We start from the raw sequence: 19,451 nt of genomic DNA on the forward strand, positions 1-19,451 counted from the left end.
GAGACGTGAGCAGAAACGAGGAGTCCATGACCGAGGATTCGAAGGATCGCCGGGAGCCGGGTGCGCCGGACGCGAGCGCGTTCGGGCCGGGGGAGGCGCACGCCCCCGGTTACGGCCCGCAGGCAGCGCAGCATCCCACCGCGCAGTTCCCTCCGCAGCACCATCCGGCCGCGCCGTTCCCCGGGTATCCGGCGTCCTTCGGTCCACCGGCCGACGCCACGCAACCGCACGGCCCCTACGGCACACCGCCCGCACCGGCCCGGCGTCCGTTCCGCGCGGGCCTCGCCGCGGGCGCGGTCGCGCTCGCGCTGGTCAGCGGCGGTATCGGCGGTGCGGTCGGTGCGCTGGTCACGCACGGCGACGACGGTCGGGCACCGGTGACCAACGCGCTGGACGCTCCGAAGCCGAACGTGAGCAACGCCGTGAACGCTCCGGCCGGTTCCACCCAGGCGGTCGCGCAGAAGGTGCTGCCCAGCGTCGTGATGATCAAGGTGGCCAGCAGTAAGGCCGAGGGGGAGGGCTCCGGGGTGATCCTGTCCTCCGACGGCCTGATCCTGACCAACAACCACGTCGCCGCGGGCGGCGGGCCCAGCGCCAAGATGGAGGTCGTGTTCTCCGACGGCAGCAGCGCGCCCGCCACGCTGGTCGGCGCCGATCCGGTTTCCGACCTGGCCGTCATCAAGGTATCCGGGAAGACCGGCCTCACTCCCATCGAGCTGGGTGGCTCGGCGAATCTGCAAGTCGGCCAGCCGGTCGTCGCGATCGGGTCGCCGCTCGGCCTTGCGGGCACGGTCACCACGGGCATCGTGTCGGCGCTGAACCGGCCCGTCGTGACCACCGGCGACGGAAGCGAGGCGGGCGCCGCGGTCAGCCCGGTGATCGACGCGATCCAGACCGATGCCGCGATCAACCCGGGCAACTCGGGTGGCGCGCTGGTGGACGGCAGCGGCAAGCTGATCGGCATCAACACCGCCATCGCGACGCTCGGGCCCGCCGAGACAGCGGGCGGCCAGACCGGATCGATCGGACTCGGGTTCGCGATCCCCGTCGATCAGGCGCGCCGGGTGGCCGACGAACTGATCAAGACCGGCAAGGCCACCTACGCGCAGATCGGGATCACGGTGTCGCGGCAGCAGGACCCGGCACAGCAGGTTTCCGGGGCGAAGGTTCGCGACGTCACGGCGGACGGCCCCGCCGCGCGCGCGGGTATCCCGCCGGGGGCGGTCGTGACGAAGGTCGACGACCGCCCGATCGATTCCGGGAACGCGCTCGTCGCCGCGGTGCGCTCGCACCAACCGGGAGACAAGGTGAAAGTCACCTACACCGATGATCAAGGCAACAATGCCAAGACCGTCGAGGTGACCCTCTCCGGCGCGCCCGCGGACGGCGGCCGGTGATGCGCGCGGTGCCCGGCGGGCCTGGGCCGATGATCGATGTGGACGCCGACGTTCTCGGTGCGGCCGCCGAGTTGCTGGACGCAGGCGCTACGGTGAGCACCATGGAAATCGATGCTCCTGTGGCGGGGCGTGCTCTGGTGGTGGTCGTGGACGATCGGACGGCGCATGGAGGTGTTGACTCGCTCGGCCCGCTGGTCACCGAGCTGCTCACCGAAGCGGGTTTCCTCGTGGACGCGTCGGTGTCGGTGCAGGCCGACGAGGTCGAGATCCGCAACGCGCTCAACACGGCGGTGATCGGCGGCGTCGATCTGGTGATCTCCGTCGGCGGTACGGGCATGTCCCCGCGCGACGTGACGCCGGAGGCCACCTCGCAGGTGCTCGACCGCGAGTTGCCGGGGATCAGCGAAGCCCTTCGTTCCTCCGGCCGGGTGGCGGGCTCGCTGGACGCGGGCCTCTCCCGCGGTGTGGCAGGCGTGTCCGGAAGCACCTTGGTGGTCAACCTGCCCGGCACCCGTTCCGCCGTTCGCGACGGCATGGCGACGCTCGGCCCGCTCGCCAGCCGGGTGATCGGTGAACTCTCCGGATTGGTCGAGTAATCACCGCCCCCACGCCTTCTGAGCACCCTCGCCCGGCGGCGCGCCGGGCGAGGGATGCCGCGCGCTTGGCGAAGGTCTTCGGCGACGCGCTGCCCGACACCACCGCCGACGAGCGCGACGAACGCGACGACGTCCGGTCCGCTGACGACTGGCTGCGCGCCCAGGTTCCCCCACATCACGGCTGAGTCCGTTATCTACGTAGTAGCTACGTAGTCCTTTCCCCGGCTTCGAAACACGCCAGTGATCATTTCTGACCGGAAGTAATCCGGACGAGATCCTTACGGTCGTGTCCCGTATCCGTACGCTGGCCCTTCTGTGCCGCCATCTCGGTTTTCTCACCTGAACCTGCTGTAGCGAACCGGTATTTATGCACGTCAAGCCATATTCGGATGTGCGCAAGTGTGATGCGGGTCACCTTGAACTTTACGAAACTTTTCGTTGCGGCGGTCGTTACGAACCGTTTAATCTCCCATCGAGCCATTCACAATGGGACCCGCAGTCGTGGGTGCCGGCACGCGTGAAAGCCCACTCGGCGGAACCCGGCTCGGTTCCGTTGCCTCCCTGCCCGTTGCGCCGAAATAACAACCGGTTACACATCGGCAACAAAGGGGCGACACACTGAGCTGGGCCTGAGAGGACCACTGTCCAGCCTCGATGGTCGAGGTTGACTGTTTGAACCTGATGAGGGGAAGTATGAGCGAGAACCGCACCAAAGGTCTGCGCCGCGGTGCCCGCGTCGCGGGCGTAGGCGCTGCCGCGGCTGTTGCCATGGGCCTGCTTTCGACCGGTGCCGCCAATGCCGATACCTTCGTGCCGTTGCCGGACGGCCAGAAGGTAGGGCCCGGCGTGACGATCACCCGGAACGGAGAGCGGGCCCTGATTTCGCCGTCGCTGGCCGCCAACGGCGCAGGCCGGGTGGTCTGGGTGTCGGGCAACGCCGTCGCCGATGTCGCCGAGACGCCGGAAGGCACCGTCGGCCCCAACAACGGTCCGACGGGCAACCCCGGAACCAACAACTCCTCGACGCATGGTTCGTCGCAGTTGAGCACCGGTTACATCGTCGGCTGCCAGGTCAGCATCGCCGACGACGCGATCTCCGCCGGTGTGTCGGGCAGCGTGAACCTCAGCGGCGCGAGCGCCGGTGGTTCGATCGGCGTCAACCTCGGTCCCGGCGAAGTGAAGTTCGTTCAGATCGACTACAAGGACATCCTCAAGGCCGGTGTCTACTCCGTCGAATACCAGGATGCCGAGATCCAGATTCAGGGCTGCGCGGGTTACGCGCAGGCGCGTTCGTACACGGTCGTCGAGATCATCGGCGATCACTACTCGAAGACCACCCTCTACGGGATGCCGTTCAGCATCGGCTGACGTCTGTCGAATCCAACGAACCATCTTCCCGCTGAAGCGGACTCAACCCTCGAGGGATATCAAACCATGATCAACCGTAAGAACCTGGCGCGGATGGCCGGCCTCGGCGCCGCTGCCACCATCGCCATGGGCCTGTTCTCCACCGGTGCGGCGAATGCCGACACCTTCGTTCCGCTGCCGGGTGGGGAGCTGACCAAGACGCTGTCCGATGGCACCGTTGTGACCATCCGTCTGGTCGGCGAATCGGCCAACATCAGCCCGTCCATGGGTGCGACGCCGTTGCACCGCAACGCATGGGTCTCGGGCAGCGCGCAGGTCGAGCTCTCCGGTGCGGCCGGGGGCAAGATCTTCCCGGGTTACACCGTGGGCTGCCAGGTGAATATCGCCGGTGGCGGTGCGACCGGTGGTGTGGACGGCAATGTCGATTGGAGCGACGGCCAGAACGTCACCGGTGGCGTGGGTGCCAACTCCGGCGGCAACCTCTCGCTCGGCCCCGGCCAGGCGAAGTCGTTCTACGTCTTGGACCTGGAGCAGGCCGACGATTTCGGTAACGAGACGCACAAGACCCGTAATGCCTTCAAGGGCACGAGTGGTTCGGTGACGTGGGCTGATGAGACCATCGGTCTCAACGGCTGCGGGGGCTATGCCCAGGCGCGGGCCTTTGTCAGCGTCGAGGTCGAGACCGACAATGTCATCACGTGGGTGACGTTATGGGGACAGCCTTTCAGCCTCGGCTGAGTGAACGGCGGGTGAAAAACCCATAGCGACAGATGAAATGGACCCCTCGCAGCGCGGCGGGTCCATTTCGTCATGAATTCGAATGTGCCGCAAGGGCTGCGCGATCCTAGTCGGATCCGTTACTTCGCGAGACGAATTGCCTGAATTTCCGGAAAAGTCTGGTTGATACCGAATAGCATTGTTTCGTCCGAGATCGCTCGATGACGCGATGGGCCGGCGGAACGTCTGGTGGACAACACATTCCACTGCGTGCCGTCGGCTTTGGAGGGACACGTCCCGCCTCGACACCCTGGGGCGGGCGGATGCAACCTGATGAGGAAAAACATGAGCAAGTACCGCATCAACGGTCTGTCTCGAGGCGTCCGCGTCGCGGGCGCCGCCGCCGTGGCGGCCGTAGCTACCGGTCTGTTGTCGACCGGCGCTGCCAATGCCGATACCTTCGTGCCGTTGCCGGACGGTCACAAGGCAGGACCTGGCGTGAACATCGCTCGCACCGGTGAGCGCGCCCTGATCTCCCCATCCCTTGCCGCGAACGGTGCCGGCCGTGTCGTGTGGGTTTCGGGGAACGCTATCGCCGATGTAGCCGTCACCCCTGAAGGAACGATCGGGCCGAACAACGGTCCGACCGGGAATCCGGGAACGAATAATTCGTCCACTCACGGTGCCTCGCAGTTGAGCACCGGTTACGTCGTCGGCTGCCAGGTCAGCATCGCCGACGACGCGATCTCCGCCGGTGTGTCGGGCAGCGTGAACCTCAGCGGCGCGAGCGCCGGTGGTTCGATCGGCGTCAACCTCGGTCCCGGCGAAGTGAAGTTCGTTCAGATCGATTACAAGGACATCCTGAAGCCCGGTGTGTATGCGGTGGAGTACCAGGATGCCGAGATCCAGATCCAGGGCTGCGCGGGTTACGCGCAGGCGCGTTCGTACACGGTCGTCGAGATCATCGGCGATCACTACTCGAAGACCACCCTCTACGGGATGCCGTTCAGCATCGGCTGACGCGGGTCGGATCCATCAATCTCTTTTCGCTGAAGCGAACTCGAATCTTTAGGGGAATCACCGTCATGTTCGATCGTAAAATGTCGGCACGCGCGGCCGGGCTGTGCGCGTCCGCGGCCATCGCGGTAGGCCTGCTCTCGACGGGTGCGGCGAATGCCGACACCTTCGTTCCGCTGCCGGGTGGGGAGCTGACCAAGACGCTGTCCGATGGCACCGTTGTGACCATCCGTCTGGTCGGCGAGTCGGCCAACATCAGCCCGTCCATGGGCGCGACACCCTTGCACCGCAACGCATGGGTGTCCGGTAGCGCGCAAGTGGACCTGTCGGGTACGGCCGGGGGCAAGATCTTCCCGGGTTACACCGTGGGCTGCCAGGTGAATATCGCCGGTGGCGGTGCCACCGGTGGTGTGGATGGCAATCTGGACTGGAGCGACGGCCAGAATGTCACCGGTGGCGTGGGTGCCAACTCCGGCGGCAACTTGTCGTTGGGTCCGGGTCAGGCGAAGTCGTTCTATGTGCTCGATTTGGAGCAGGCCGACGATTTCGGTAACGAGACGCACAAGACCCGTAATGCCTTCAAGGGCACGAGTGGTTCGGTGACGTGGGCTGATGAGACCATCGGCTTGAACGGCTGCGGGGGCTATGCCCAGGCGCGGGCCTTTGTCAGCGTCGAGGTCGAGACCGACAATGTCATCACGTGGGTGACGTTGTGGGGACAGCCTTTCAGCCTCGGCTGAGCGCGGGATACTCATACGAACGGGCCCGTCGCCGACGGGCCCGTTTCGCATGCGGCACAGTGGAACTCAGAATTCGTGCCGCCCGCCCGAGCTGGTCTGGCCTTCGGCGAGCAGGTCGCGAATCTGGATCAGCACCTCGGAATCGGTGAGTGTGGTGTCGTCGGGCCGGAAGCGCTTCTTCAATCGCGCGGCGGGCAGCACCAGCACGAAGAACAGCACCGCGGCGATGATCAGGAAATTGATCACGGCCGTGATGATGGGACCGACCTGGACAAAGGTCGCCGGCTTGTCGGCCGCCAACCGGAAACCGAGGCCGATATCGCCGGGGCCGCCGATGACGGCGAGCAGCGGATTGATGATTCCGTTGCTGATCGCGGTGATGATCGCGACGAACGCCGTACCGATGACCACGGCGACCGCCAGGTCGATCACATTCCCGCGGAACAGAAAATCTCTGAACTCTTTGAGCATGGCCGGTGTCTCCTCTTTTCCGTGGAGCTGGGCAGTCCTGCTCGGCGGTACCCGCGCGCCGGTAGGCCCGATGCTAATGAGCCATCGGCGAATATTCGGCGAAGCATGATCGGCGGGTCAGTGGAAGACGACGGTGAGTGCGGTGCGCAGGGACGCGCCCGCGACGGCGGTGGCGTGCTCGGCGTCCATCGCGACCAAGACCACGCGTTCGGCGGCTCCCCTCCCCGCGCCGGCGCCTGAGACGAGCACTACGGCGGCATCGGTGGCGAGCGTGCGGGCGGGACGGGCGCCGGGCCCACCCGCGTCTTCGGCGCCGATCACGTCGACGCGATCGCCCGCGCGCAAGATGTCGGCGACCGCCGTATCGGCGAGGCGGACGGGCACGATCCGCGCCTCGCGGGAACCGGCCGCCGCCGCGGCCAAGCGCGGGCCGACGACGCGCAGGTCGGTGAATACCTCGCCTCGGCGCATGGCGCCGGTCAGCGTCGCGCCGACGAGCGCGCCGGGATCGGTGACCGCGCCCGCCGGTAGCGTGCCCGCCTCGCGCGGGACGGCGCGCAGATCATCTGCCTCGAGAAGTCGTCCTGGCGCGAGGTCCCGGCCCGCGACGAGCACCGTGGTGCGTTCGGCGCCGGGATCACCACGAAGGAAGAGGAACGCCGCGAGCGCGGCGAGAACGGCGGCCAGCAATCGTCGGGCGAGGACGGCGTCGGCCCAGGGCGGGCGCTGCCACCCGGAGACATTCCAGCCGCGGCCGAGATCGGCGAGTGCGCGAGTCATGGCCGGATCCTATGGCCGGACGTGCGCTCGCCCGGCCAGGATCAAGGTGGGCTGTGGATAGGTGACCGGCTGTGGAAAACCGCCGAATCAGCTGGCTACGGCCGTGCTGGTGGACGCGGTCGACCCGCTCGACGAGCCGGAGTCGGAAGAAGTGGAAGAGGAACTCGAGCTGCTGTCGGACTTGGCGGGCTCGCTGGCGGTGGAGGAGCCACCACGGCTGTCGGTGCGGTAGAAGCCGCTGCCCTTGAAGACGATGCCGACCGAGTTGAACAGCTTGCGCAGCTTCCCGGAGCACTCCGAGCACACGGTCAGCGCTTCGTCCGTGAACGACTGAACGATGTCGAAGCGGTTGTCACACTGGGTGCACGCATACGAGTAAGTAGGCACAGGATCCTCCGCGGTGTTCGTCGATCTGGCACTCTACAGCCGACAGTGCCAACACCGCCAATCGGTGTTTCATTCCCCAGGGTAATCGTCGCCCAGCCGGCGCAAGCCACCGCGCGGCGTGAGCGCCCAGCCCATGCGCAGGTCGTGCGGTTCCTCCGGCAATCGGTCGACCAGTTCGTCGTCCCGGACCACCGCGACCAGGCGCGCGTCCGGCCGTGCGGCGGGTAGCGTGCGGTCGTAGTAACCGGCGCCGCGGCCGAGCCGCACGCCGCGCAGGTCCACGGCGAGAGCGGGGACGAGGATCAGTTCGGCGCGGGTGACGGTCTCCGGCGGCAGCACGGCGCCGGTGGGTTCCAGCAATCCGTAGCGGGCGCGGCGCATGGCGCTCGCTCCGGTGTATTCGGCCCAGCTCAGCGGTCCCGGTGGCCCGGTGACCGGCAGCAGTACCCGCGCACCACCGGCCAGCAGCGCGTCCAGCATCGCGGTCGATCCCGGTTCGCCCGCCACCGGTACATACGCGCAGACCCACCCGCGAGCGCTGACCGCTTCGACCGCTGCGGCCAGGGCGAACGCTTCCTTTTCGCGTTCCGTGGCAGGTATCACAGCTCGGCGGGCGAGGAGTTCGGTGCGCCATGCATGTTTGTCGCGCTCGCCGGGCATCTTCACAGTGATCACCATAGGCTCACCCCGGGACCGGTCGGCGCGACGCCGATCCGGCGGCGTGATGGATGGATAGGGTATGCGTATGACAGCAAAGGCCGGACAGCCCGGTGACGCCGCAGTGGTGTCGTGCTTCCGCACGGCCGTGGTGCCCGCTGCCGGGCTCGGAACGCGGTTCCTGCCCGCAACCAAGACGGTGCCCAAGGAACTTCTTCCTGTGGTGGACACACCCGGCATCGAGTTGGTCGCCGCCGAGGCGGCGGGTTCAGGCGCGGAGCGGCTGGTGATCGTCACGTCTCCGGGCAAGGACGGCGTCGTCGCGCACTTCGTCGAGGACCTGGTGCTGGAGAGCACGCTGGAGGAGCGCGGCAAGTTCAAGCTGCTGGAGAAGGTGCGCAAAGCGCCGGGACTGCTCGATGTCACCTCGGTGGTGCAGGAGGAGCCGCTCGGGCTCGGGCACGCCGTGGCCCAGGCCGAGCGGGCCCTCGACGACGACGAGGACGTCATCGCCGTCCTGCTGCCCGACGACCTCGTGCTGCCCCGCGGCGTGCTGGATGTGATGTGCCGGGTGCGCCGCAAGCGCGGTGGAACGGTGCTGTGCGCCATCGACGTCCCCAAGGACGAGGTCAGCGCCTACGGTGTCTTCGACGTCGCGCCCGTGCCCGACGCGGTGAACCCGAATGTGCTGCGCGTCAAGGGCATGGTGGAGAAGCCCGCGCTCGCCGACGCGCCGTCGACGTTCGCCGCCGCGGGCCGGTACCTGCTCGATCGCGCGATCTTCGACGCGCTGCGCCGCATCGAGCCCGGCGCTGGCGGCGAACTGCAACTCACCGACGCCATCGCACTGTTGATCGCCGAGGGGCATCCGGTTCATGTGGTGGTGCACCGTGGGTCGCGCCACGATTTGGGCAACCCGGGCGGTTATCTTCGTGCTGCGGTCGATTTCGCACTGGAACGAGAGGAATACGGCCCCGCTCTGCGGGAGTGGCTGCAGCACCGCCTCGGTCCGGACTGGGATCCGCAGCTGACGACCGACGACTGACGGACCCGGCCGGGGGTTTCGCCGAGAGTGGACCGTCGGGTACGAATGATGGTCACCGCGGTGCGCGCGAATGCGCTTGCGCCGCGGCGGGATCGCGCGTGCGGGCGAGATCGGATGGAGTGCGGAGAGGATCAGGAAGGGCTGGATGCGCTCGGTTGAGGATCAGCAGATCAAGGTGACCGCCGCGGCGGTCGCGCCCCGGCCGGTCCGGGTCGCGATCTCCGAGGCCCAGGGCCTGCTGTGTGCCGAGGACGTCGTCACCGAACGGCCGTTGCCGGGCTTCGACCAGGCGGCCATCGACGGTTATGCCGTGCGCAGTGTGGACGTGGCCTCCGCGGGGGCCGACATTCGGGACGAAGAAGGCGAACTCGTCGACCTGACCCTTCCGGTGGTCGGCGAGGTGGTCGCCGGTTCACGTCAGCCGATCCGCTTGCAGCCTCGCCAGACCGTCCGGGTGGACACCGGCGCGCCGATGCCGACGCTCGCCGATGCCGTGCTCCCGCTGGATTTCACCGATGGCGGGCGGGCCAGGATCAAGGTGTACGAGCCGGTGCGCTCCGGCGACTATGTTCGGCGGATCGGTGACGACGTCCAGCCGGGCGATGTGGCGGTGCGTGCGGGAACCATCATCGGCGCCGCGCAGGTCGGGCTGCTCGCCGCGGTCGGTCAAGACAAAGTGCTGGTGCACCCGCGTCCGCGACTATCGGTGCTCTCCGTGGGCGGCGAGCTGATCGATATCGACCGAACCCCGGGCCCCGGCCAGGTCTACGACGTGAACTCCTACGCGCTGGCCGCGGCCGCGCGGGATGCGGGCGCGGACGTCAACCGTGTGGGCATCGTGAGTTCCGATCCGCGCAGGCTGCGCGACGTGGTCGAGGGGCAGCTGGTGCGCTCCGAGGTGGTCGTCATCGCGGGCGCGGTCGGCGGCTGGGCTTCCGAACAGGTCCGAGAGGCGCTGGAAGGCCTCGGCGAGCTCGAAATCACCCGCGTGGCCATGCATCCCGGCTCGGTGCAGGGCTTCGGGCGGCTCGGCCGCGACGAGGTGCCGACGTTCCTGCTGCCCTCCAACCCGGTGGGCGCGCTGGTGGTGTTCGAGGTGATGGTGCGGCCTTTGATCCGAATCGCGTTGGGGCGCAGGCATCCCATGCGCCGGATCATCAGCGCGCGAACCATCACGCCGATCAGTTCCATGGAGGGGCGCAAGGGGTACCTGCGCGCGCAGCTCATGCGGGACGAAGCCACCGGCGAATACCTCGTGCAGCCACTCGGCAACGGGAACTCGTCCTCGCACCTGCTCGCCACGCTCGCCGAAGCGAACAGCCTGATCGTGATAGACCCGGACGACACCGACATCCGCACCGGTGACGAAGTCCAGGTCGCCTTTCTCGCACAGCGCGGCTGAGACGTGGAAGCTATGAACGTTTTCCGGGCCACGCAGCATCCGGGTTGGCCCGCGCGACTCGGCCCGGTTCGGGTGGCGGCGGGGCAGGTGACCTTGCGTCCGGTGCGGCTGCGCGACGCGGCGGCCTGGAGCCGGATCCGGTTGCGGGACAGAGCGCATCTCGAGCCGTGGGAGCCCACCGGCCGCGGAGCGTGGGAGGCGCGCAACCACGCCTCCAACTGGCCGTCGCTGTGGTCGAGCCTGAAGGCGGAGGCCAGGCGCGGCGCGATGATCCCGTTGGTGATCGAAGTCGACGGCGCGTTCGGCGGGCAGCTGACCGTTGGCAATATCGTGCGCGGCGCACTGCGCTCGGCCTGGATCGGCTATTGGGTGGCCAAGGATCTCAGTGGGCAAGGCGTCGCGACGGCGGCGCTGGCGCTCGGTCTCGACCACTGCTTCGGGCCGGTCGGCCTGCATCGGGTGGAGGCGACCGTTCGACCCGAGAATCTGGCCAGCCAGGCGGTGTTGCGCAATGTCGGTTTCCGGGAAGAGGGGCTGCTGCGGCGCTACCTCGACGTGGACGGCGCCTGGCGGGATCACCTGCTGGTCGGCATGACCGTCGAGGAACTCGCCGGAACGGTCCTGGACCGGCTGGTGCGAGAGGGGCGCGTCACCCTGCTGTAGAACCGGCCACCGGATCGCGGTGACATTGGTGGGAATGTGACAGGTGTGGCGGATGTGCACGGCGCGCCTGCCGGAACTTGGTGCTACCCGGAATTAGCCTACGGACGTCGATGGTGCGTCTTGTGCCATCGGCAGTGAGCCTGCGAGGGGATCGGCGTCCGCGCCGTCGCGTCGGACGGGGGCCGGCCGAGCGCGGGGCGTGTGACGCGCCGCTGGCGGGCCGAGCCGGAGGAAATCCAGGCGGGACGGAGGTGTTGACGCGATGCCGAATTCGATCCTGTGGATCGGTCTGGTCGTGCTCTGGGTCTTCGTCCTGTTCCCGATCCTCGCCGACCGTCACCCCAGAATCCGCCGGACCACCGACGCCGCGCTGGCAACCAGGGTCCTGCACCGCGGCGGCGGCAAACGACGTCTCAAGAAAGGCCCGGCCGCCGGGCACGAAACCGATCCGAACTGGCGACCCCGTGGGCGACACGATGGACGCCGCGTACCGAGAGAGTATCCCCACAGCGATGATGCGGAGGACCGGATGACGACACCGGCCGACGAGCCCGTCACCGAGACCGACGAGGAGAACACACCCGCGGCCGACGACGCCGTGGCATCCGACATCGCTGCCGCCGAAACGGACGACATCGAGATCGACGACTTCGCCTCCGCCACACCGGAGGAGGGCGAAGCGGAGGACCGCGAGACGCGTTACGACGAGCCGGACGACGACGAAGCCGCCGAAGTCGCTGCGAAGATCGACGCGGGGACCGATGATGACCGCGTGGGCGCACACCACCCCGAGCCGGTCGCGGCCAGAATCCCGCCTGCGCGCTCCACCGCGCCCGCCATCGTGGACTACGACGAGTACGACGACTACGACGACGCGGGCCCGGACGAGCCGGATTTCGTCCCCAGCCGCCGTGGTCGTGGCGGCTACGATCCCGAGGCCGACGCCATCGCCCGCGCGGCCCGCTACACCTTCCGGCAGCGCGCCGTGCTCGGCCTGCTGCTCACCGCCATCCTCTTCGGCGCCCTCGCGTTCGTGTTCACGCCCATGCTGTGGTGGGGTTGCGGACTCGCCCTCACGGTGTTGGCGACCTATCTGGCCTACCTTCGCAAGCAGGTGCGGATGGAGGAGGAGATCCGCCGTAACCGGGCGGCCCGCCTCAACCGCGGCCACCAAGACGAAGCCGATCCACGCGCGCGCCGGGGCCGCGCCGGGCGCGGCACCATGGACCGCGACACCGCCCGCGCGATCCGTCGCCGCTCCACCCTTATCGAGCCCGACGACGAAGACCCCATGTTCGCCCACCTCGACCCCTTCGACCCGGCCACCGCCCGCGCCCTGCGCACCCGCACCAGCGGCGACATCCGCCGCGCGGCGGGCGCGTAGTGCATCGCATTTCCGCAGGTCAGGATACCGATTCGGAGTCTAGGGGGCTGGCCTGATACAGTGTCACAGCGCGGTTCCCCGGAACCGCACGGGGCTATAGCGCAGTTGGTAGCGCGTCTCGTTCGCATCGAGAAGGTCAGGGGTTCGATTCCCCTTAGCTCCACTGAATGGCGAAGCCGCAGGTCATTGGCCTGTGGCTTCGCTGTTTTTCGGCATTGTGCGAACGCCCTGCGGCGGTTCAGTCATCGGCCGTCCTCCACACGGATCAGTGGTGGATCACAGCACCGAGCCGCGGCAGGACGAGTCGTTTCCAACTGCGCTCCATGGAATTCAGGTCGCTGGCCTGGCGGCGGGTATCACTGCGGGCCATCGAGACGGTCGCTCAGTCGCTTCCGACGCGCGTGGGAGATTGCGAGATTCTCAGTACTCGTTCAACGGAGCAGAGGGGGGAAAGGTGACCGGTAGAGCCGCCAAGGACCGGTGGAAGGGGCCAGGCCGCCAGGTCGGTGCGTCGGCCGGTATGGCCAGCTGGATCTCGGGCAGCGCATCGAGAAGCTGATCGATGGCGTTTTGAGCGAGCAGGTAGGCCACCGACTGCGCGGGGCAGGCATGTGGGCCGATGCCCCACGCCAGATGCGAGCGATTGCCTGTGTGAGTCTCGGTCCGGATCTTGGGGTCGTTGTTGCAGCCGGCCATGCTGATGAGGATCGGCTGGTGCGCGGGCAGCCAGACGTCGTCGATGAGGATCGGCTGACGGGGGTAGGTGGTGAGGAGGTTCGCCAGCGGCGGGTTCTTGAACAAGACTTCGTCCAAGGCGTCTCGGGTGGACAGGTTCCCCCCGACGACACTTCCGCCGAAGCGTTCGTCGGCAAGGATCAGCAGCAGGGTGTTGCCGATCAGGTTCTGTTGCAGTTCGATCCCGGCGCCGTAGACGCTGTTCAGTTGGTGGATCATCTCCAGTTCATCGAGTTCGGCCGGATGCCGCAGTAGTAGCGAGGTGATGTCGTTGCCAGGATGGGTCCGTTTGAGGGCCAGCAGTTCCAGCAGCGCCTCGATGATCATCTTGTTGCCGTCCTCGGCATCGATCCCCTCGAACATCGCGGCCATGCCTGCGGCGACCCGCTGTCCGATTTCCGGCGGGCAGCCCAGCAGAGCATCGGTGACCGCGAATGCGAGCGGCAACGCGTACTGACTGATCAGATCGGCTGTACCGGCCTGGCAAAAGGTGTTGATCAGCGGGATGGCGATCTTCTCCACCGTGGCATCGAGAGCGTACAGATCCACCGCGTTGATACTCGTGGTGATTGCCTGCCGGTAGCGCTGTAGGGCCGCTCCGTCGCTTCGACTCCCGGTGGGGCGCCACTCCATAAGCGGCAGGACGGGGCAGTCGGCCGGGATGTTCTGCTGCCAGGTGCGCGGATCGACAGGGAAGTGCTCGGGATCGTTGAGGATCCGCAGCGCGGTGTCATACCCGACCACCAACGTGGCCGGCACGCCCGGCGCCAGCTCAACCGGAGCCAAAGAGCCGTATTGTGCTCGCATTTCGTCGTAAACACGGTGCGGATCCGCGGCGAATTCCGACGAGTACAGCGACACCCTCGGACCTTCGGTAGCCATCGGCGAGCCGTGGACGACTGGACAGGCCGGGGTTTCCAGTCGGGACCGTGGCGTACTCAAGAATGGTGCTCCAGATGTTCGTGTGTGCTGTTTTGGGGACGCGGTCTTCGGCGCATCCCTGTTTTCGGTCGCCGAACCATTGCTGCAACTTCGAGAAGCGTACTTTCCAAGGGGATTTCGTGCCACTCGTTCCGCGCCGCATCGGCAGCAGCCGATGCGAGGTATCGTGCGTCGAATGCGGTTGGTGAAGGTCTGATGGGTCGATGGCGTGCTTTCTTGCCGCCTACGACCTGGCCCGCGGCGCGCCCCTGGCACACGACCGCTCACATTCGCCGAGTACCTACCGGTGTGATTCGAATAGCCGGCCCTGCGACCGTCAGCAGGTTCGGGTTGTGCAGCATTAGGTCCACCAAAGGCGAGTGCTCGGGTAGAGCACTCGCCTTTCTGTTTCTGTGTGGCGTCTGGCCGGGCTCGTGTCCACCACCGAGCGGCAGCGGTGTTGTGCCGATCCCGGCGATGCTGCGCGAACCAGCAGGACCTACGCGGCGATGGTGGTGACGCGGAGGTGCGCCGCGATATCGGTGGGGGAGCCGGTGTAGTGGAGGGTGCGTAGGCCGAGGCTTGCGGCGGCTTGGCAGTTGTCGGCGCGGTCGTCGACGAACAGGACGCGACTGGGGTCGTGAACTCCGGTCGCGGCGAGGGCGTTTCGGTAGGTGTCGGGGTGCGGTTTGTTCATGCCGAGGCGGGCCGAGTAGAGGGCGTCGGTCATCAGGGTGCGCCAGTCGGAGGCGTCGAGGGCATCGCCGACCGGGTGGGGTGCGTTGGAGAGCAGCACCATCGGGAGATCTGCCCGACGGGCATGGTGGAGGAGGGCTACGACGCGGTCGTCGGTCCGGGTCCACAGCGCGGTGTCGACGGCGCGCAACTGGGTGAGCAGTTCCGGGTCCGGGCGATGGCCGAGCACGGTGGTCCAGAAGTCCGCGTCGTCGAAGTCGCCGGAATCGTAGGGTTCGCGGGCGCTCCAGAAGACATTTTGGAAGAGCTCGAGCTGGTCTGCGTGCCATCCGGCGAGTTCGGCGAGCTCGCTCCACATGGGAACAGTGGGCTGCAAGCCGATGACGCCGTTGTAGTCGAAGATGACCGCGTCGAGTTCCACGGACTGGTGCGGTAGTGCAGTAATCACCGGTGCTCCAAGGCTTGATGGGACGGACGGCCACGCCTGCGAGGACAAGGTGGCAGGCATGAGGGGATGCCGTGGGTATGACGATTCCCGCCTCCTTCCATGACGGAAGAGGCGTGCGAACTGTGGATCGAAGGAAGGTTCCGCGAGTCAAAGGCTGGAGGTGGTGCGCGACGCTGCGCGAACAAGCCGAAACCTACCAAGGGGTACGTCGGGGTACCACTCGAGACGGGCCTTGGTGATCCGCTCCACAAAGTGCCGTCCGCAGGTCTCACCGGCGTCGGAATCGAGATCACTCACCGAGGTCGGCCGACAGTCTGCGCACGAATAACGTTCGGCGCTTGTCGTTCTCGGAGATGCGCAGTGCGTCGGGAGCCGCCGTCCGGCCCATGGGCGGCAGGTCGAAACGCGATCGAACCGGGGCGGCTCGCTGACCGTCGGTCGAACGATGGATACCGGAACAACGTTGTGAGCTGCGACGATTCGTGCCGGAGTCGCCCCGGAGCGGGTGCCGTGTCGATTCGGGATGGAGGTGCTCGGGATGGCCGACGGGCAGGGGGCTGGGGACCTGGTTCCGGCAGGGCGGCGGGCGGCGGCTTGGGGGGTGGATTTCGGTCTCGTGCTGGGGTTGGCGGTGTTGTTGGGAGCGGTGACGCACTATCGGATCGCCGATTACCTTTCGGGCTGGGCGGATCTCGCTGGGACCGGCGTGTGGGATGTGATTCAGTCGAATGGGAACTGGGGTGGGGCAGGCAAGACGTTCGGTATGGAAGTCGTGCATACGGTGCTTGTCTTCATCATCGAAGCATTCGGCGCGTTGATCGCGGCAACGTTCGCTTATCAGTTCGCTGGATTGGCGTGGCAAGGACGGACTTTGGGCAAAGCCCTGCTCGATCTCCGAGTGGGGTCGGTGCGCGGCGGCGAGGACCGACTGGGGCGGGGGCAGGCGGCGCGGCGCGCTTTCGTGGGCACGATGACCGACGTCGGGCTGTACTCGTGCGCGTGCATCGCGCTATTGGCGGGCCGGTTCCTTCTGTCCTTCGTGCTGTGGCTGATCGCGATCGTGGTCTTGGTGATCAACGCGGTGTGCGTCTTCGGTTCGAGTCGCCGCTCCCTGGTCGATCGCGTCGCGGGAACCGTTGTCGTGCAGGCCGGAGTGTTGCGGAAGTCGTTGGAAACGGCCAGGGACCACGTGGTTGTGCAGCGCGGAATTCAGGGCGCGCAGGATGGGATCGAGCACATCCAAACGGCGACACGGCAGATAGCACAGCTTGCCACCCCCGAGCAGATGCGGCAGCTGCGCGATTCCGAACGGGCCGCGCAACTGCGCGAACTCGGGCAAGACGTCGGGCGTCGGACCGCGGAGTCGGCTCGGCGGGCGATCGCATCGGAACGTGGTCAGCAGGCGCAGCGTGTGGCCAAGCGGGCTGGTGCGGGGCTGCGGGGAGCATACGAGCGGCGTCGTGGCACTGGGAACCGTGAGGGATGACGATGGACTACTTGTCCGAGGACGATTACTCCGCCACGATCGGCGCCGACCGCCTCACCGTTATGTTGCGCAAGGCGGAAGGGGCCGCGAAAAGCTTGCGGGCGAGCCACTGCGCGCCGGAGATCTGGAAGCTGCGCGCGTGGAATCCGGTCAACCTGTCGGCCGTGTTCACCGGATGGAAGCTGCGGACCTATCGTGGCAACGATTGGGAGGACGGTGGCGGGCGGTATCGCCACATCGTCAGCGAGTTGATCGTCAGTTTGCTCGACGAATCCGGTGCGGTCTACCGGGGTGTATTGGAGCAGCGCAAATACACCGCGGATCTACCTGCCGCTTCCGCACGCAGCTGGGAATTCACGGTGTGGAACGAAGGCATGCTGACCTCGTGCAACAGAGTCGAGTCCGTCGATCAGGTGGTGGCGATGGAACGGGGTCATCGCGGGTATGACCCGGTCGCGCCCGGCGGCTTCTGCGACTCGATCAGCGCCGACTTGGACCAGTTGGTGACCCGCCGCCCGCCGCGCGAACGACCTTCCGCCGTGAGTCGGCCGAGGGAAGCGCCCAAGAAGGCGCGCTCATGGTCGAGGTGGTTCTGATACCGGGCAGCCCGCTCGCGTAGGCGAAGGCGCCGAGGAATCCCGCGCCTGCCTGCCCTCTCAGGCGGTGGCGGTTCGCAGTGCGAACCATCCCGTGCCGGGGTCGGCGTAACCGTGGTACATCAGGCGCACTCGCTGATCGACTTCGAAGAGGCGATAGACCGCGAGCATGGCGCGGGCGGTCGCTTCCTGCTGGAAGTCGTCGATGCGGCGGTAACCGATCGGGTGCTCGGGCAGCAGCGCCAGGCGGGCGAGTTCGGTGGGATCGGTGACTTCCAGGCCCATCGGTGCGGCGTCGGTGATGTGGTGGTCGTGCAGGATGTCGTGGATCCGGTGCGGGTCGGGGCGGCCGGAGCGGAATCGGTGGACTTCGGCGCGCAGCGCTGGACCGGCGGGCTCGTTCTCGACCACGTCGATCAGCTCGGGATCGACGCTCGGTGTTCCGGTGTCCTCGGCGATCGGGGTTTGCTCGAGCAGGTGCAGCATGTTGCCGCCGGGAATCAGTGGCTCCGGGGCGAGGAACAGGGTGACCGTCGGGCAGACGCAGCCCTGGCCGAGCAGACAGACGCGCATGTGGAACGAATCGGGCATGCGGCCCTCCTCCATCGGGACGGGCCGTGGGTAGGCGGCCCTTGCTGGATCGGGACTTCGTGTTGTGCCGATCGCGGAATCGCCTTGGCGCTTCGACGGTCGACCGTGCCGCAGCTTCCCAGTCTAGGAGCCGAGCACTGCCCGCGCATCGGCATCTTCCGCCTCGGTTCGCGGAAACATGGAGGCAGGAAAAGCAGGCGGGATGATGATCAGCCGGGCAGCTGGCAGAGTCCGAGGGTCTTGCTGCGCAGGGCTCCGAGGCTGATCTTGTCGCCGCCCGCGCCGGTGGCGCGAAGGGATTCGATGTCGGCGAATCCCGCATGGGAGGCGTTGTCGTTCAAGGCGTAGACGGTGCCGTCCGGGGCGATGAACACGGCGATATCGCCGGGGCGGCATTCCAGGGTGCCGTGGTCGACGGTGAGCGGCCACAGATAACCCATGTTCTCGCTGCCTATCGCTTGGCTGCTGGAGGTAGGTGGCGGAAGGGGTGACGGCGTGGGGTGCGCGGGATGCTTCGGGCCTGATCCGCCGCCGCATGCCGAGGTCGCCAACGCACCGGCGATGGCGCAGGCGACCAGTATTCGCGCGCGATACCTTGCCCCTGTATCGAGAGCAGCGGTTTCCTTTGCCACGGTCATCTGTATTCCCCCCCTTTTACAGCGCGCCTTCCCCAGGCGCTCTACAAGCAGCCTACTGGCCGAATCCGCCTCGGCCCAGCGATATCGGATGCGGCGGTGGAGGGGGCGCAATTGCGGCTCAGCTGATCCGTATCTCGACCGGCGGAGCCGCTACGTGCGGATAGTCGGTGGTCACGTCGACCCGAACTCGACCCGGGCCGGTGGGCAAGGCGGCGAAGACGGTCGCGGCCGGCTGATTCCGAGCGGTCTTGTCGCTGACGGGCACGGCCACCGTGCCTGCCGCGCCGGTGTCGAGGTTGCGCCAATTGGCGAACGCCGTGAAGGTGCACGGCATGCCCATCGGCGTGTCGCTGACGAAGCTGATGCCGAAACGGGCCGCCCCGGGCATTCCGGCGGGCGAGGAGACGCCTGCTCTGCCTTCGCCGTAGCAGGTGTCGCCGAAGGTGCGGATGACTCCGATGTTCACGAATGCGGGTTCGTCCGCGGTCGCCGGACCCGCCGACGCCGCGAACCCGCCGACGCACAGCGCCGCGATCAGGGCGCTTCGCCCGACCAACTGCCTGTTTCGCACTGCCGATCACGCTCCTTCTTCATCGAATCGAGCACTCTCGGACGGTCATTGTGCCCCGTTCGTCGCCGTTCGCGGTTCGATCGCGCGGCACGTCGTCGCGTGTCGACCCGGCACGCGAGCGGCGCACCCACGCATAGCATCGGAG

Annotated in this window: 21 protein-coding genes and 1 tRNA gene; 13 read left to right on the forward strand and 9 right to left on the reverse strand. The window is 67.2% G+C overall.

The genetic code is table 11. The features are described 5' to 3' along the window. The first annotated feature begins 26 nt into the window (after positions 1 to 26). From ACFV2O_RS06895 to ACFV2O_RS06920, 6 genes are all read left to right on the forward strand, one after another. Positions 27 to 1,397, forward strand: coding sequence for a S1C family serine protease (locus tag ACFV2O_RS06895; protein ID WP_379250763.1), 1,371 nt, complete (start codon positions 27 to 29; stop codon positions 1,395 to 1,397). A gap of 29 nt (positions 1,398 to 1,426) precedes the next feature. Beyond that, positions 1,427 to 1,993 (forward strand): MogA/MoaB family molybdenum cofactor biosynthesis protein, encoded by a 567-nt coding sequence (locus ACFV2O_RS06900; RefSeq protein ID WP_355074614.1) that lies wholly within the window; start codon positions 1,427 to 1,429, stop codon positions 1,991 to 1,993. A gap of 693 nt (positions 1,994 to 2,686) precedes the next feature. Further along, positions 2,687 to 3,361 carry an MspA family porin gene (locus tag ACFV2O_RS06905; RefSeq protein WP_355074612.1) on the forward strand — a complete coding sequence of 225 codons (675 nt, stop codon included), beginning with the start codon at positions 2,687 to 2,689 and terminating at the stop codon, positions 3,359 to 3,361. A gap of 66 nt (positions 3,362 to 3,427) precedes the next feature. Next, positions 3,428 to 4,099: an MspA family porin gene (locus ACFV2O_RS06910; protein WP_364428815.1), complete on the forward strand. Its 672-nt coding sequence runs from the start codon at positions 3,428 to 3,430 to the stop codon at positions 4,097 to 4,099. A 324-nt stretch (positions 4,100 to 4,423) separates the two neighbouring features. Further along, complete coding sequence (locus ACFV2O_RS06915) at positions 4,424 to 5,098, forward strand: MspA family porin (protein WP_379250765.1); 675 nt, start codon at positions 4,424 to 4,426, stop codon at positions 5,096 to 5,098. Between the two features lie 65 nt (positions 5,099 to 5,163). Then, positions 5,164 to 5,835: an MspA family porin gene (locus ACFV2O_RS06920; protein ID WP_356963840.1), complete on the forward strand. Its 672-nt coding sequence runs from the start codon at positions 5,164 to 5,166 to the stop codon at positions 5,833 to 5,835. A gap of 66 nt (positions 5,836 to 5,901) precedes the next feature. On the opposite strand, the gene mscL is transcribed toward ACFV2O_RS06920, so the two are convergent. The 4 genes from mscL to ACFV2O_RS06940 all read right to left on the reverse strand — a co-directional run bounded on the left by mscL (position 5,902) and on the right by ACFV2O_RS06940 (position 8,151). After that, positions 5,902 to 6,306 carry a large conductance mechanosensitive channel protein MscL gene (mscL, locus tag ACFV2O_RS06925; RefSeq protein ID WP_379250767.1) on the reverse strand — a complete coding sequence of 135 codons (405 nt, stop codon included), beginning with the start codon at positions 6,304 to 6,306 and terminating at the stop codon, positions 5,902 to 5,904. Between the two features lie 117 nt (positions 6,307 to 6,423). Continuing rightward, positions 6,424 to 7,086: an SAF domain-containing protein gene (locus tag ACFV2O_RS06930; RefSeq protein ID WP_356963841.1), complete on the reverse strand. Its 663-nt coding sequence runs from the start codon at positions 7,084 to 7,086 to the stop codon at positions 6,424 to 6,426. A gap of 87 nt (positions 7,087 to 7,173) precedes the next feature. After that, a complete protein-coding gene (locus ACFV2O_RS06935; RefSeq protein WP_355074600.1) occupies positions 7,174 to 7,473 on the reverse strand; it encodes an FmdB family zinc ribbon protein in 300 nt (99 codons plus the stop codon). 69 nt (positions 7,474 to 7,542) lie between these two features. After that, a complete protein-coding gene (locus ACFV2O_RS06940) occupies positions 7,543 to 8,151 on the reverse strand; it encodes a 5-formyltetrahydrofolate cyclo-ligase (protein WP_364428823.1) in 609 nt (202 codons plus the stop codon). 67 nt (positions 8,152 to 8,218) lie between these two features. On the opposite strand from ACFV2O_RS06940, the gene ACFV2O_RS06945 reads away from it, so the two are divergent. The 5 genes from ACFV2O_RS06945 (at position 8,219) to ACFV2O_RS06965 (ending at position 12,787) form a co-directional block, all read left to right on the forward strand. Continuing rightward, positions 8,219 to 9,175, forward strand: coding sequence for a UTP--glucose-1-phosphate uridylyltransferase (locus ACFV2O_RS06945; protein WP_356963843.1), 957 nt, complete (start codon positions 8,219 to 8,221; stop codon positions 9,173 to 9,175). 145 nt (positions 9,176 to 9,320) lie between these two features. Continuing rightward, positions 9,321 to 10,577, forward strand: a complete 1,257-nt coding sequence (glp, locus tag ACFV2O_RS06950) for a gephyrin-like molybdotransferase Glp (protein WP_356963844.1) — start codon at positions 9,321 to 9,323, stop codon at positions 10,575 to 10,577. 12 nt (positions 10,578 to 10,589) lie between these two features. After that, positions 10,590 to 11,240 carry a GNAT family protein gene (locus tag ACFV2O_RS06955; RefSeq protein ID WP_355074593.1) on the forward strand — a complete coding sequence of 217 codons (651 nt, stop codon included), beginning with the start codon at positions 10,590 to 10,592 and terminating at the stop codon, positions 11,238 to 11,240. Between the two features lie 262 nt (positions 11,241 to 11,502). After that, positions 11,503 to 12,624, forward strand: coding sequence for a gephyrin-like molybdotransferase receptor GlpR (glpR, locus tag ACFV2O_RS06960; RefSeq protein WP_379250771.1), 1,122 nt, complete (start codon positions 11,503 to 11,505; stop codon positions 12,622 to 12,624). 90 nt (positions 12,625 to 12,714) lie between these two features. Continuing rightward, positions 12,715 to 12,787 (forward strand) — tRNA-Ala (locus ACFV2O_RS06965). A gap of 257 nt (positions 12,788 to 13,044) precedes the next feature. Here the strand turns inward: ACFV2O_RS06965 and ACFV2O_RS06970 are convergent. Further along, positions 13,045 to 14,241: a cytochrome P450 gene (locus ACFV2O_RS06970; protein WP_379250854.1), complete on the reverse strand. Its 1,197-nt coding sequence runs from the start codon at positions 14,239 to 14,241 to the stop codon at positions 13,045 to 13,047. A 538-nt stretch (positions 14,242 to 14,779) separates the two neighbouring features. Beyond that, positions 14,780 to 15,424, reverse strand: coding sequence for an HAD family hydrolase (locus tag ACFV2O_RS06975; protein ID WP_379250773.1), 645 nt, complete (start codon positions 15,422 to 15,424; stop codon positions 14,780 to 14,782). 538 nt (positions 15,425 to 15,962) lie between these two features. Here ACFV2O_RS06975 and ACFV2O_RS06980 point away from each other — a divergent pair. Both ACFV2O_RS06980 and ACFV2O_RS06985 read left to right on the forward strand, forming a co-directional pair. Beyond that, positions 15,963 to 16,910, forward strand: coding sequence for an RDD family protein (locus ACFV2O_RS06980; RefSeq protein WP_379250775.1), 948 nt, complete (start codon positions 15,963 to 15,965; stop codon positions 16,908 to 16,910). Between the two features lie 2 nt (positions 16,911 to 16,912). Continuing rightward, positions 16,913 to 17,506, forward strand: a complete 594-nt coding sequence (locus ACFV2O_RS06985; RefSeq protein ID WP_379250777.1) for a hypothetical protein — start codon at positions 16,913 to 16,915, stop codon at positions 17,504 to 17,506. Positions 17,507 to 17,566: 60 nt separating this feature from the next. Here the strand turns inward: ACFV2O_RS06985 and ACFV2O_RS06990 are convergent, their stop codons facing one another. From ACFV2O_RS06990 to ACFV2O_RS07000, 3 genes are all read right to left on the reverse strand, one after another. After that, the gene (locus tag ACFV2O_RS06990) at positions 17,567 to 18,097 is read right to left on the reverse strand and encodes a hypothetical protein (RefSeq protein WP_379250779.1); all 531 of its coding nucleotides are present in this window, start codon (positions 18,095 to 18,097) and stop codon (positions 17,567 to 17,569) included. A 209-nt stretch (positions 18,098 to 18,306) separates the two neighbouring features. Next, a complete protein-coding gene (locus ACFV2O_RS06995; protein WP_379250781.1) occupies positions 18,307 to 18,537 on the reverse strand; it encodes a DUF2511 domain-containing protein in 231 nt (76 codons plus the stop codon). Between the two features lie 316 nt (positions 18,538 to 18,853). Then, the gene (locus ACFV2O_RS07000; RefSeq protein WP_355074583.1) at positions 18,854 to 19,306 is read right to left on the reverse strand and encodes a hypothetical protein; all 453 of its coding nucleotides are present in this window, start codon (positions 19,304 to 19,306) and stop codon (positions 18,854 to 18,856) included. Positions 19,307 to 19,451: the final 145 nt, after the last annotated feature.

The organism is Nocardia sp. NPDC059691 (assembly GCF_042733915.1).
In the GTDB taxonomy this organism is placed as follows: Bacteria; Actinomycetota; Actinomycetes; order Mycobacteriales; family Mycobacteriaceae; genus Nocardia; species Nocardia sichangensis.